11 protein-coding genes are annotated in these 13,773 nt (G+C 64.9%); 7 read left to right on the forward strand and 4 right to left on the reverse strand.

Annotated features, from left to right (window positions below; all coding sequences use genetic code 11):
• Nucleotides 1-11: 11 nt before the first annotated feature.
• The 4 genes from W930_RS27695 to W930_RS27700 form a co-directional block, all read right to left on the reverse strand.
• Nucleotides 12-1,148 carry an LLM class flavin-dependent oxidoreductase gene (locus W930_RS27695; protein ID WP_023595295.1) on the reverse strand — a complete coding sequence of 379 codons (1,137 nt, stop codon included), beginning with the start codon at nucleotides 1,146-1,148 and terminating at the stop codon, nucleotides 12-14.
• 42 nt (nucleotides 1,149-1,190) lie between these two features.
• Nucleotides 1,191-2,702, reverse strand: coding sequence for an aldehyde dehydrogenase (locus tag W930_RS0115660; RefSeq protein ID WP_023595296.1), 1,512 nt, complete (start codon nucleotides 2,700-2,702; stop codon nucleotides 1,191-1,193).
• Nucleotides 2,703-2,717: 15 nt separating this feature from the next.
• Nucleotides 2,718-3,734 carry a flavin reductase family protein gene (locus W930_RS0115665; RefSeq protein ID WP_024788770.1) on the reverse strand — a complete coding sequence of 339 codons (1,017 nt, stop codon included), beginning with the start codon at nucleotides 3,732-3,734 and terminating at the stop codon, nucleotides 2,718-2,720.
• Between the two features lie 93 nt (nucleotides 3,735-3,827).
• Entirely contained in the window at nucleotides 3,828-5,768 is a 1,941-nt protein-coding gene (locus W930_RS27700) for a helix-turn-helix domain-containing protein (protein ID WP_023871731.1), read from the reverse strand.
• 244 nt (nucleotides 5,769-6,012) lie between these two features.
• Here W930_RS27700 and W930_RS0115675 point away from each other — a divergent pair, with 244 nt between their 5' ends.
• The 7 genes from W930_RS0115675 (at nucleotide 6,013) to W930_RS0115705 (ending at nucleotide 13,755) form a co-directional block, all read left to right on the forward strand.
• Complete coding sequence (locus W930_RS0115675) at nucleotides 6,013-6,615, forward strand: amino acid synthesis family protein (protein WP_023595299.1); 603 nt, start codon at nucleotides 6,013-6,015, stop codon at nucleotides 6,613-6,615.
• Nucleotides 6,616-6,627: 12 nt separating this feature from the next.
• Nucleotides 6,628-7,572 (forward strand): glyoxylate/hydroxypyruvate reductase A, encoded by a 945-nt coding sequence (locus W930_RS0115680; RefSeq protein WP_023871730.1) that lies wholly within the window; start codon nucleotides 6,628-6,630, stop codon nucleotides 7,570-7,572.
• A 2-nt stretch (nucleotides 7,573-7,574) separates the two neighbouring features.
• Nucleotides 7,575-8,624 (forward strand): N(2)-acetyl-L-2,4-diaminobutanoate deacetylase DoeB, encoded by a 1,050-nt coding sequence (gene doeB, locus W930_RS0115685; protein ID WP_029753833.1) that lies wholly within the window; start codon nucleotides 7,575-7,577, stop codon nucleotides 8,622-8,624.
• Between the two features lie 52 nt (nucleotides 8,625-8,676).
• Nucleotides 8,677-9,156, forward strand: a complete 480-nt coding sequence (locus tag W930_RS0115690) for an Lrp/AsnC family transcriptional regulator (protein WP_023595302.1) — start codon at nucleotides 8,677-8,679, stop codon at nucleotides 9,154-9,156.
• 143 nt (nucleotides 9,157-9,299) lie between these two features.
• Nucleotides 9,300-10,775: an NAD-dependent succinate-semialdehyde dehydrogenase gene (locus W930_RS0115695; protein WP_023871729.1), complete on the forward strand. Its 1,476-nt coding sequence runs from the start codon at nucleotides 9,300-9,302 to the stop codon at nucleotides 10,773-10,775.
• A 50-nt stretch (nucleotides 10,776-10,825) separates the two neighbouring features.
• Nucleotides 10,826-12,211 carry an aspartate aminotransferase family protein gene (locus W930_RS0115700; RefSeq protein WP_023595304.1) on the forward strand — a complete coding sequence of 462 codons (1,386 nt, stop codon included), beginning with the start codon at nucleotides 10,826-10,828 and terminating at the stop codon, nucleotides 12,209-12,211.
• 164 nt (nucleotides 12,212-12,375) lie between these two features.
• Complete coding sequence (locus W930_RS0115705) at nucleotides 12,376-13,755, forward strand: aminotransferase class III-fold pyridoxal phosphate-dependent enzyme (protein WP_023595305.1); 1,380 nt, start codon at nucleotides 12,376-12,378, stop codon at nucleotides 13,753-13,755.
• The last annotated feature ends 18 nt before the right edge of the window (nucleotides 13,756-13,773 follow it).

Consider the following 13,773-nt stretch of genomic DNA (forward strand, 5'->3'; position numbering starts at 1 on the left):
GCACTCATGCGTCAGCGGCCCGCCGATGCCAGCGCGGCCGGACGCCCAGACGTCTCGGCCAACTGTGCCGCCGCAGCCGCATTGGCCTCCCTGGCGCGACCTGCTTCACGCGCGGCGAAATGGGGCATCACTTCGTCGATGAACAGACGCAGCGTCTTTACCTGCAACTCGAACGGCAGATTGAACGACAGGCCGAGGCAGAACTGGTCGACGCCTTGCGCCTCGTACACTTCGAGCTTGCGCACGATCTCGTCCGGCGTGCCAAACATCAGGTTTTCTCGGATTGCCGCCGGATCGTAGTTGGCGCGCCCGACAACCGACTCGTACGGCACGGCTTCCGGGAAGCCGTTCCTGACGGTGCCGATGTTCTGCATCAGGTTCTCGAACGTGCGGCCGAAATCCACGCTGTGACGCACGGCGATTTCCCAGTCCTGCGGACGGTCGTACACGCAGGTGCGGCGCAGCATCATGAAGCGCGGCCGCGGGCGTTCCGGATGATCGGCCACTGCCTTGCGGAATTTATCGCCCAGTACGGCGACTTCGGAGACAGGGGCGGCGAGCGGCGTCGACAGGATGTTCGCGCCCACACCGACGGCCCAGTCGAAACTGCCCGGATCACGCGTTGCCACCCAGATCGGCGGATGCGGCTGTTGCAGCGGCTTCGGCACCGACGTGGCGAGCGGGAATTGCCAGTAATGCCCGTCATGCGCGTAATCGCCTTCCCACAACTTCTTCACCGCCGGCACCAGTTCCTTCATGTACGCCACGCCTTCCTGCTGCGGAATACCGCCCGCCATGCGGTCGAACTCATACTGATACGCGCCGCGCGCGATACCGAATTCGAGGCGTCCGCCCGTCAGGTGGTCGCACATCGCGGCCTCGCCTGCCAGACGAATCGGCGACCAGTACGGTGCGACGATGGTGGCCGTGCCCAGACGGATCTGCTCGGTGTGCTGCGAGAGCCACGTAAGCGTGATGAACGGGTTCGGCGAGATGGTGCATTCGATGGTGTGGTGCTCGGCGGTCCACAGCGTCTCGAAGCCGCCTTCGTCGGCGATGCGCGCGAGGTGCAGCATGTTGCGCACGGCGTCGTTCATCGTGTCCTGCGGCGAGAAGCGCTCCATGCTGAGCGATACGGAGAATTTCATGGGTAGATCTCCAGGGGGTTTTCGTTTGTGTATTGCGGGCGATCAGCGCAGACGGATCACGAACGGATCCTGCATCGCCCCCGAGTAATCGATCACGACGTTCTTCAGACGGGAGAACTCGCGCATCACTTCGAAGCCGCCGCGACGGCCGTAGCCGCTGTGCTTGGTGCCGCCGTTGGCTGACATGTAAGCCGCCGAGCGATAGGTATTGATCCAGACCGTGCCCGCCTCCACGTCGCGTGCGAAGCGCATGGCGCGGTCGATGTCGCGCGTCCAGATGCCGGCGGCCAGGCCATACTCCGTGGCATTTGCCAGCCGGATGAGTTCGGCTTCGTCCGAGAACGGCACGACACCGACGACCGGACCGAAGATCTCCTCCTGCATGAAGCGCATTTCGTTGCGCGCATGCGTCATGACGGTCGGCTCGTAGTACCAGCCACCGGTGAGATCGTCGCGCGCCGGGCGCTGACCGCCGGCGGCCACGCGCGCCCCTTCCTGAATGCCCGAAGCCACGTAGCCCTCGACCTTGTCCAATTGCGCGGCCAGCGCCAGCGGTCCGATGTCGGTGTCTTCGTGCGTCGGATGCCCCACACGCACCCGACGCGTGCGCTCAACCAGCGCCTCGACGAAACGGTCGTGCACGGACGCCTCGACGAAGCAGCGTGACCCGGCCACGCATGTCTGACCGGCGGCGGCGAACACGCCCGAGACGACGCCGTTCACGGCGCGCTCGATGTCCACGTCGCCAAACACCACGTGCGGCGACTTACCTCCGAGCTCCATCTGACAAGGCACCAGATTTTGCGCAGCGTTGCCGGCAATCTTGCGCCCGGTCACGGTGCTGCCCGTGAAAACGTATTTGGCGATGCCGGGATGACGCGTCAGCGCGTCGCCGGTGGTCATGCCGTCGCCCGTCACCACGTTCACGACGCCCGGCGGAATACCGGCTTCGATCGCCAGTTCGGCGAGCGCGAGCGTGGACGCCGTCGCGTGCTCCGATGGCTTCACCACGATGGTGTTGCCAATCGCAAGACAGGGCGCGAGCGTGCCGGTGAGCATCATCAGCGGCGAGTTCCACGGAATGATCATGCCGACCACGCCAATTGGCTCGCGCGTGTTGAAGTTCAGCGTGTCGAGCTTGTTGACGGGAATGGTGTCGCCTTGCAGCTTGTCTGCCATGCCCGCGAAATACGAATACGAATCGGGAATCGCCCGCATTTGCGCACGCATTTCCTTGAGCAGCTTGCCGTTGTCGCGGCACTCGATGGCGGCGAGCGCTTCGGCGTTGGCGAGCACCAGTTCGCCGAGCTTGCGCACGAGCTTGCCACGCTCGGTTTGCGTCATGCGCCGCCAGGCCGGGTTGACGAGCGCCGCTTGTGCGCCGCGTACGGCGCGGTCGACGTCCACCGCATCGGCCTGCGCGAACTCGTACCAGGGGCGGCCGGTCGTCGGGTCGTAGCTCGGAACGTACACGTTGCTATGCGGCGCGGTGAACTGCCCGTCGATAAACAGTTGCTGGCGAGAGCCCTCCAGCGTTTGTACCGTCGTATGCATCAGTTGACTCCAGCGTCAGGCTTGGAAAGGTTGGGTCCACGGCTGTGCATCGCTGACCATTGCGATGCGCCCACCATCGTGAGAATCCATGTAAATGCCGAAGTGTCCTCCGGCGGTTTCGCGAACGTAGCGACGCACCATCGATCGAATCTCGCGGGACGGGATGTCGTCGTAGGGCAACTGGTCGAACGGGAAGAAGCGGAAGTTTGGCGGCAGCTCGTCGTGCGAGAGCGGTTGCGCGAGTCGCGCCCGGTACATCAGATAGCCGGGATCGTTCTCGGCGGTGTCGAACACCGAGTAGAGAAAGGTGTCGTGCGGCACCAGCTCGAGTTCACCGCCACCGGCGAGCGGCAGGCGTCCGCTCGCAAGTCGGCGCGGCGCGCTGGGCAGTACCCATCCGCCCTTGCCGTCCTGCGCGAGCAGCAGGCTTCCGTTCGCGTCGATCAGATAACCGACAATCATGTCGTGCGACGACAGCCAGCCCGGCGGCAACGGATCTTTCACATGGGCGTAGCGACCACGGCAGAAGCCGAGCGGCGCGGCCGGGCTGGTACCGAAGGCCTGAATCTGGCCGATCAGGATGGCGTGGTCGCCGGCGTCGACGCGGTTGTGCACAATGCAGTCGAACCACGTCAGGCAGTCGGTCAGGACCGGCGCGCCCGTGTGGACGACGTCATGCCCCACCGTCGTGAACTTCTCCGCGGACTTCGATGCGAACAGGTTCGACACTTCGGTCTGGCCGTCATGCAGCAGATTGACGGCGAAGTGTTCCGTGCGCTGGAACACCGGGTAGCTCGCCGCACGCTTGCCGATGCACACGAGCAACAGCGGCGGGTCGAGCGAGACGGACGTGAAGGAGTTGGCGGTCATGCCGCGCGGGCGGCCTTCTTCGTCACGCGTCGTGACGACGGTCACACCGGTCACGAATGTTCCGAGCGCGCGGCGTAGCGCCACCGGGTCGATGGCCGAAATCGCGGGGGCGGTGCCAGCGCCGGCCGTGGGCGTCTGGCGCTGTTGGGTGACAGCTTGCATGTCGTTGACCTCGAAACGTCATTACGTTGAGGTCAACGATATGCGAGGACTTTTTTGTCGGCTTCCGTCGAATCGCAGGAGACGCGAAGTGAATTACTCTCGATTGCGCGGCAGGGTTTTCATGGATGCGCTCGCCACACGCCCGCCGGCATGCACGCTCGACGCGGCCTGCATGGCTTTTGACTTCGCCCCTTCGGTGGATGGCGCCGCCCCAGGTGTGACGGGAGCCGCGCGCTTCGTGAGCGCGTGCAGATGAATGGCAAGCTCCACCGCGAAGCGGCGCTCCGGTGTCTCCACGTCGATGCCGAACAACTCCTGAATGCGGGCGAGGCGGTACCGCAGCGTGGTGACGTGCAGTCCCATCGCGTCGGCGCACGGCTGACTGCGGCAGCCGGAGCGTACGTATTCCGTCAGCGTGTCGAGGTACGGCGATCCCGACTGTCGGTCGTGTTCGACGAGCTTGCCGATGGTGCCTTCCACAAAACCGTGGACGTCGGACGAATCGGCCGCTCCCATGAGCATCGGCAGGGGGCCCAGGCCCGGCATGTCCAGCGGGCCGCTGCGACCAAACTTGCGCGCCACGCGAATCATGCGCCAGCAACGCTCCCATTCGCGCGCGAGCGGCTCCAGCCCTTCGCAGAGATCGCTCATCACGATGATAGGCTCGCGTCCCAGGGACCGTGCCAGCGCCTCGCTCATGCGCCTGGCGAGGCGGGCGAGTGCGGTGGCGTCTGCCGAACCGTCCTGCGGCGCCAGACACACTAGACCGCCTCCGATCGTCACGATGTGCATCGGCACATTCAACTGACGGGCAAGCAATTCGACCGTGCTATGGCTCTCCAGCGACAGATGCCCGGCGGCACGGCCCGAGGCCACACTGGTTCGCTGGTCCGGATAATCGACGACCATCATGCGCAGCGGCGCATCGAGGGCGACGCCGAGATGGCGGGCGCGGCTAATCAAATCGCCTTCATCTCGCCAGCGGCGCTCCACAATCTCGAAGAACAACTCGGTGAGCGTGCGTGTCTCGAACCGGAACCGCACCACGCTGCGCATCAGTTGAACGCTCAGCGCAAAGCGGGCGCTCTCCAACAGTAACTGCTGGAGGTCGCTCAGCGCATCGTCGCCGAACGTGAGCAGCGCGCCGACGAGGTCGTCGTCGACCGTCAATGGTTCAATGCCCGCGCCGACGGTGGCCTGACCGGGGGGACGTCCCAGCGGCACGTCGAGGCGGGTCTGACGGTAGCGTTGCAGGGCGTCGCGCACGTTAGCGCTGAGCTCTCGCCCCTGTGCGCCGGACAGCCAGCGTGTCCACGCCGCATCGTCCATCAGCGAGGGAACGGGCGACGCCGACGCGTGCCATTGATTGGCGAGGAAGTCGATGACGAGCACCGGACGTCCGATCAGATCGCTCAGCGACGACGTCAACTGATCGAACGAGCCGCCGGCGAGCACATCGCCCAGCAACGTGCGTTGCGCTTCGAGCGTGCGTTGCAGACGCTCATGCGCCATCACCTGCGCGCGCTGCCGGTGAGCCCGCTCCACCGCAATCGCGCCGAGATGCACGACCGTCGCCATGAAGGTGAGGTCGTCCTCGCCGACGTCGCGCACCTTGCGCGATGCGACCGTCAGCACCATCGGCCGGCCTTCCGTATCGCGCGAGGCCATCGGCAGTACCAGCACCGTCCGGTAGCCGCGCTCGCGCGCTTCGCGCCGGTAGCCGGGGAATTGCGGGTTCTCCAGCGCATCGCGGATATAGACGGGTTCATTCGTCTGCAAGGCGATGAGCGACGGACTGGTCGCCAACTCCCAGCGGTCTTCGACATGCTGCGGCAGCATGCTTGTCTCGAAGCGCGTGATCACCAGCCCGTAGCCATGGGCGAGATCGATGCTCATGACGGAGCCGAGATCCCACCCACCTTGCTGCACCGCACCACGCACGAGATCGCGAAACAGTGCGTCGATGTCTTCGTCATTGCTGATCTGACTGGCGACATGGCGCAATGCCATGAGCCGTTGGTGATGTTCCGGCATTGCGTGCCTCCTTTCTCGCCCAAAAAATCTACACCAAAGCGTCGGAAGAAAAAAAACATCTTCCGACGTTCCGGCGGAAGACCGGCCGCTTCGGGCGCAATAGCATGAGTCTCATCGGCAAGCCACGGATGTTTGCCACGTTTTCCCCAGGCGCCCGGATCGCCGCGGCGCACGTCCTTCGAGCCGCTTCGCCGCACGAGCGGCAGGTGACGGCATCTGTACTGCAGCGCAACAGGAGACACCCGTGAAACAAGAGCTTCGCAAGATCGCAACGTACGTCGAGACCACCTACCGTGAGGGCGGCAAGGCCGCCGAGACGCCGGTCACGACGGTCGTCGTCGCCGCTGTCATTCGCAATCCATGGGCCGGTCAGGGATTCGTCGAGAATCTGCGTCCGGAAATCGTGCGTCTCGCCCCGGAGCTTGGTGCGCTAATGACGCAACGTCTGGTCGATGTCATCCCAGGGGAGCGCGTGGAGGCATACGGCAAGGCGGCTGTCGTCGGCACGAACGGCGAAATCGAACATGCCTCGGCCATGATTCACACGCTGCGCTTCGGCAATCTGTTCCGCACCGCCGTGAACGGCACGGCCTTCCTGCCGTTCACCAACACGCGCGTCGGCCCGGGCACGCTGGTGTCGGTGCCGATGATTCACAAATCGGAAACGGGCAAGCGTTCCCACTTCATCACGGCGACGTTCCAGATGACGGATGCCCCTGGCCCAGACGAAATTCTGCTGGCGATTGGCGCGTCCGACGGCGGCCGCGTGCATCCGCGCATCGCCGACCGCTTTCAGGACATGGAAGAGATGGCGAACGACGCCGCCACCGCGGCCAGCACAGTCTGAACGAGCGCCACGATGCCGCCCGTCATTGCCTTCCTTAGCCGGATGTCCGCGGACTATCAACGTCCGTACCTCGACGCCCTGCGCGCCGCGCTGCCCGGCGAGATCGTCGCGCCGCTGGCCGAACTGTCGGCGTCGCAGCGCGAGCAGGTGTCCGTTGCCATCGTCGCGAATCCGGATCCCGCGGACTTGACCGCCCTGACGGGCTTGCGATGGATTCAGAGCCTTTGGGCCGGCGTGGAATCGCTCATCGCGGCGCTCCCGTCGGACAGTCCGCCGATCACGCGACTGATCGATCCCGAGATGTCGCGCACGATGGCCGAGGCCGTGCTGGCGTGGACCTACTACCTGCAACGCGACATGCCCCGCTACGCGCGTCAGCAAACGCAGCGCGTTTGGTTGCAGCACGCCTATCGCAAGCCGTCGCAGACGACGGTGGGATTGCTCGGACTCGGTGAACTCGGGCAGGCGGCCGCGGTGCGATTGCGCGACGCCGGGTTCGTCGTGCACGGATGGAGTCGTTCGCCGAAGACGCTGGACGGCGTCGAAACGTACGCTCGCGACGACGGCCTGTGCGCGATGCTCTCCGCAAGCGACATCGTCGTCAGCCTGATTCCGTTGACGGCGCAAACCCGAGGGATGCTGGACGCGGAGCGCCTCGGTCGCATCAAACCGGGTGCCTCGCTCATCAATTTCTCGCGTGGTCCTGTGATCGTGGCGTCCGACTTGCTCGACGCCCTCGACCGGGGCCACCTCACGCATGCCGTGCTCGACGTGTTCGACGTCGAACCGCTGCCGCTCGATTCGTCGTTCTGGGACCATCCGCGCGTGACCGTGCTGCCGCACATTTCGGCACCCACGGATCATGAGACGGCAGCGCGAGTAATCGCCGACAACATCCGCGATTTTCGCGAAACGGGACGAGTTCCCTGCAACGTCGACCTGACGCGAGGTTATTGAGCATGCATCGCGATCAAGAGGTTCTCGCACTTCCGCCGCGTGTGTATCCGACGGTCGATCTTCGTCAGGACGGCGTCCAGCACGGCTTTCTGAAAGTCCCGCACTCCAACGATACGAGTGCGTGGGGCGCCGTGATGGTGCCGATCACCGTCATCCGGCGTGACGACGGCCCCGTCGCGCTACTCACCGGCGGCAATCATGGCGACGAGTACGAAGGGCCTATCGTGCTATCGCGACTGGCGAATGCCCTCAAGACACGCGACGTCACCGGCACCGTCATCATCGTGCCGTTCATGAACACGCCTGCCGTGCATGCGGGAAAACGCACGTCGCCGCTGGACGGTGGCAACCTGAACCGCGCTTTCCCGGGACGCGCCGACGGCTCGGTCACCGAGCGCGTGGCCGACTATTTCTCACGTTGCCTGCTGCCCATGGCGGACGTCGTGCTCGACATCCATTCCGGAGGTCGTACGTTGGATTTCCTGCCGTTCGCCGCCATCCACGAACTGAACGACACCGAGCAACAAGCCCGTTGCGACGCCGCGATGCAGGCCTTCGGCGCACCCTATTCGCTGCGCATGCGAGATCCCGATGCTCACGGACTTTACGACAATGCGGCGGAATCGCAGGGCAAGGTGTTCGTTACGACGGAGCTCGGCGGCGGTGGAACGGCAAGCGCGCGCAACGTCGCAATCGCGCATCGCGGCGTGTACGGCGTGCTCGTGCACGCAGGCATCGTGCCGGCCGACGTGGCATGGCGCGACGGCGCTGACGCCGCGAGCGAGGCAACGTCGGTACAACTCGCCATGCCTGACGACGACTGCCACCTCACCAGCGAGCACGACGGGCTGCTTGAAATGCGCCATGACCTCGGCACGATGGTGAAGCGTTGCGACGTCATTGCGCGCGTTCACGACGTGACACGGACGGGCGTCGCACCAGTGGAGTACCGGGCAAGACGCGATGGCATGCTCATCGGCCGACATTTTCCGGGCCGCGTCGGCATCGGTGACACGCTCTGCGTTCTGGCCGACGTGCTGCCGAGCGCATAGCGTCAGCGACTCGCGTACGCCTCAGCCCTCTCTTTAAAAAGCGTTCCCTCCCATGGTGAAACTCGACCGTTTCGACATCGCCATCCTCAGTGTGCTGGCCCGTGAAGGCCGCATCACCAAATCGCGTCTGGCCGAGCGGATCCACCTGTCCGTTTCGCCCACGTGGGAGCGCGTGCAGCGACTCGAAGCGGCGGGGGTGATTCGCGGCTATCGCGCCGACGTCGACTGGAGCGGCGTGATGCACGTCAGCCGTATCATCGTCGAGATCACGCTCGCGCGGCATACCGCGCATGACATGAACCGCTTCGAGGCGCGCCTGTGCGACGCCCCCGAGGTCGTGCAATGCCACGCCACAGGTGGCGGTGTCGATTACATCGTTCACGTACTCGCGCGCGACATCGATCATTACCAGCGTTTCATCGACGGCCTGCTGATGGCGGACTTGGGCATCGAGCGCTACTTCACCTACGTCGTTACCAAAGTCGTCAAAGTCCAGGCGCACGCAGTTCCGGGCTGGGTCGACGCCGACTGATCGCGGTCCGCGAAATCTTTCTCGCCAGGTACGGCTAAATCAGAAGAAAACCGACGTCCGCACGATCGGAACAGAAAAAACAGCGGGCCGTCGCCACCGACAATCGCTTCATGACGAACGAACGCCAAGTCAGGAGTTTGCCGATGTTGCTCGACCACCCGGTGCTGTTCAAATCGCTGTGTTACATCGACGGACGCTGGACGCATAGCGACGACGCCGCGTCCATTGCCGTCGTCGATCCGGCCGATCAATCGACGCTCGGCCATGTGCCGATGCTCACGCGTGAGCAAATCGGCGTCGCGGTCGATGCCGCCGAGCGCGCCTTCTCGACGTGGCGCTGGACACCCGCTGCCGAGCGCTGCGCCGCGCTGCAGCGCTGGCACGCGTTGATCCGGCAGCACGCCGAAGACCTTGCGGTGCTGCTCGCCCACGAGCAGGGCAAGCCGCTCCATGAAGCGCGCGGCGAGATTGGCTATGGCGCATCGTTCATCGAGTGGTACGGTCATGAGGCCCGCCGTCTCGATGGTCGAACCATTACGTCGCACATCGAAGGTGCGCAATTGGGCACCGTGCGCGAGCCGGTCGGCGTTGCGGCGCTCATCACGCCCTGGAACTTTCCTTTCGCGATGATCACGCGCAAGGCCGCCGCCGCGCTGGCGGCCGGTTGCACTGTCGTCGTGAAGCCCGCACACGAGACGCCGTTCTGCGCGCTTGCACTCGCGCAGTTGGCCGACGAAGCGGGGCTGCCGCCGGGGCTTTTCAATGTGGTGCTGGGTGAGCCGGACATGGCGATGCGCGCGCTCGTCGGCGACGCTCGCGTGCGGGCCGTCAGCTTTACGGGCTCGACACGCGTCGGCCAACGGGTGGCGCAGGCCGCAGCGGCGAGCGGCGTCAAGAAGCTCGCCCTCGAACTCGGCGGAAACGCGCCGTTCATCGTGCTGGACGATGTGGATATCGATGAGGCGGTACGCATCGCCGTTGCCGCCAAGTTCCAGACGTCCGGACAGGACTGCTGCGCCGCGAACCGGATTTTTGTCGCGCGCACGCGCTATGGGGCGTTTGTAGATCGGTATACGCAAGCGGTCGCGCGGTTACGCGTCGGTCCGGCGTTTTCCGCGAACGTCGATGTCGGGCCACTCATGCATCAGGCGGCGTTCGAGGCGACTGCGGCCCGCGTGGAAGACGCCCGCCGGAAGGGCGCCCAGATCACCGTCGGCGGCGAGCCGCATCCGCTCGGCGGCTGGTTCTACCGCCCGACCGTCGTTGCCGACGCCGCTCCCGGCATGCGCATCTACGACGAAGAAAACTTCGGCCCGATTTCCGCCGTGTGCGCGTTCGACTCGCTCGACGAGGTCGTCACCCGGGCCAACGACACCGAGTACGGCCTTGCCGCATACGTCTGCGGACGACGCGTGGACGAGATTTTTACGCTGATCCGCCGCCTCGATTTCGCGATGGTAAGCGTCAACGGCGTGAAGTTCACCGGCGCCCCGGTGCCGTTCGGCGGCATGAAGGCGTCTGGCCTCGGCCGCGAAGGCGGCGTGGACGGATTCGAGCCGTTCACCGAAACCAAGTACTTCTGCCTCGGCAATCTCGGCATCCCGATGCATCGCACCTGATTCGCTCGTCCGCATTCTTTTTTGCTTCATTGATATCAAGGAGACGTCCCATGCCCCCCTCGACCGAACAATTGCTCGCACAGGATCGCGCACACTTCATGCACCCGTCCACGCACGCCGCCGATCATGCCAGCGGCACACTGCCGGGCAAGATCATCCGCACGGCGCAGGGCATGCGCATCGAGGACCATGAGGGCCGCCGCTATCTCGACGCCTTCGCCGGCCTCTATTGCGTGAACATCGGCTACGGCCGCACGGAAGTGGCCGACGCCATCCACAAGCAGGCGTTGTCGCTTGCCTACTACCACACGTATGTGGGCCACTCGACCGACGCCATCATCGAGTTGTCGAAGCGCATCATCGACTGGTCGCCCGACGGCATGAAGAAGGTCTATTACGGTTTGTCCGGCTCGGATGCGAACGAGACGCAGATCAAGATCGTCTGGTACTACAACAACGTGCTCGGACGTCCGCGGAAGAAGAAAATCATTTCGCGCGAGCGCGGCTATCACGGCTCAGGCATCGTCACGGGCAGCCTGACCGGGCTGCCGAGCTTCCACCAGCACTTCGACCTGCCGGTCGAGCGGGTGCATCACACGATTTGCCCGCACTGGTACCGAAAGGCACCGGCCGGCATGAGCGAGCAGGCGTTCGTGGCGCATTGCGTCGAGGCGCTCGAGACGCTGATCGCCCGCGAAGGTGCCGACACCATTGCGGCCTTCATCGGTGAGCCGGTGATGGGCACAGGCGGCATCATCGCACCGCCTGCCGGCTATTGGGAAGCGATTCAGGCCGTGCTGCGCCGTCACGACATTCTGCTCATCGCAGACGAGGTCGTGTGTGGCTTCGGCCGTCTCGGGTCGTCAATGGGCTCCCAGCACTACGGCATGACGCCGGATCTGATCACCATCGCCAAGGGGCTGACGAGCGCATATGCGCCGCTCTCCGGCGTGATCGTGGGCGAGCGCGTTTGGGATGTGCTCGAACGCGGTTCGCGCGAGAACGGTCCGATGGGCCACGGCTGGACGTACTCCGGACACCCGATCTGTGCCGCGGCGGCGCTCGCCAACCTCGACATTCTGGAGCGCGAGAATCTGACGCAGAACGCGGCCGACGTCGGCAAGTACTTCGGCGAGAGGTTGCGCGCGGCGTTCGACAGGCATCCGCTCGTGGGGGAGGTGCGTGGCGTCGGCTTGCTGGCGGCGATCGAGTTCATGGCGGATGGTGCGGCGCGTCAGCCTTTCGACGCCGCGATGAAGATCGGCCCGCGCGTGTCCGCCGCCGCACTGGCCCGCGGCATGATCGCGCGCGCCATGCCACACGGCGACATTCTCGGCTTCGCCCCGCCGCTGATCGCCACGCGGGCGGACGTCGACGAGATGGTCAGCATTGCTCGCGCAGCGGTGGACGACGTTGCCGAGCAGGTGCTGCGGTAACGCATGCCTCTCCACGAGAAGCAGCACGTCGCGCACGTTGTCTCCATCGGTTCGTAGGATGACCTCGATTTTCGGCGAGTCTTTAATGGGATGACACGATGGCCCGCGCACACCACGCCGCGGGTCGCGACTCCGTTCCCCAACATTCCGATGAGGTGCCGCGTATGTCCAACGAATCGCTGATCGATGCCGATCGCCAGTTTCTGATTCACCCGGTTGCCGACTACCGCGCGCATGAGGCGCAGGGCGCGACGGTGCTTACCAGCGGCAACGGCGCCTGGCTGCACGACGCGGACGGTAACGCCTTGCTCGACGGATTTGCCGGTCTGTGGTGCGTCAATACCGGTTACGGACAGCCGTCCATCGTCAAGGCGGCGACGGAGCAATTGAACCGGCTGCCCTACGCGACAGGCTATTTCGGCTTTGCCTGCGCACCGGCCATCACGCTTGCGCAGAAACTCGTGGAACTGACGCCGCCGTCATTGCAACACGTCTACTTCACGCTCGGCGGTTCGGATGCCGTCGACGCCGCCGTGCGCTTCATCACGCATTACTACAACGCTATCGGCAAGCCGGCCAAGAAGCACTTCATCGCGCTTGAGCGCGGGTATCACGGGTCGTCGTCCACCGGTGCCGGACTGACTGCACTGGCTGCCTTCCATCGCAACTTCGATTTGCCGCTCGCGACGCAACATCACATCCCGTCGCCCTATCCGTACCGAAGCGCCACACCCGACGACCCGCAGGCGATCATTGCCGCCTCGGTCGCCGCACTTGAAGCAAAGGTCGGTGAACTCGGCGCGGAGCACGTCGCGGCGTTCTTCTGTGAACCCGTGCAGGGCTCCGGCGGCGTGATCGTGCCGCCCAGAGGTTGGCTGCGCGCCATGCGCGATGCGTGCCGGCGCCTCGACATCCTGTTCGTCGCCGACGAGGTCATCACCGGTTTCGGGCGTACCGGGCCGATGTTCGCCTGCGAGGCGGAAGAGGTCTCCCCCGATCTGATGACGCTCGCCAAGGGACTGACCGCCGGTTATGCGCCGATGGGCGCGGTGCTGATGTCCGACGGCATTTATCAGGCCATTGCCGACGCGGCGAAAGGCGCTCCCGTAGGGCATGGTCAGACGTACTCTGCGCATCCGGTGAGCGCGGCCATCGGTCTCGCATGTCTGAAGCTCTATGTCGAAGACGGCCTGCTGGCAAACGGTCAGGCACACGCCAGGACGTTTGCCGACGGGCTCGACGCACTCCTCGATCATCCCCTGGTCGGTGACTCGCGTCATCGCGGTTTGCTCGGCGCGCTCGAACTCGTCGCCGACAAGACGACGCGCCGACGCTTCGATCCGTCACTCAAACTCCATGAGCGCATCGGCGCGGCGGCGTATCGCAACGGTGTGATTTTCCGCGCCTTCGGCGACAACATCCTCGGCTTCGCGCCTGCCTTGTGTTACACAGCGGACGACTTCGCCGAACTGTTCTCCCGCGTTCGGGCCACGCTCGACGACGTACTCGAGGCGGCCGACGTGCGCGCCGCGCTTCATGGCTGAACCGCACAGCCGCGCTTG

The sequence above is a fragment of the Pandoraea sp. E26 genome, assembly GCF_000681415.1.
Taxonomy (GTDB): Bacteria; Pseudomonadota; Gammaproteobacteria; order Burkholderiales; family Burkholderiaceae; genus Pandoraea; species Pandoraea pnomenusa.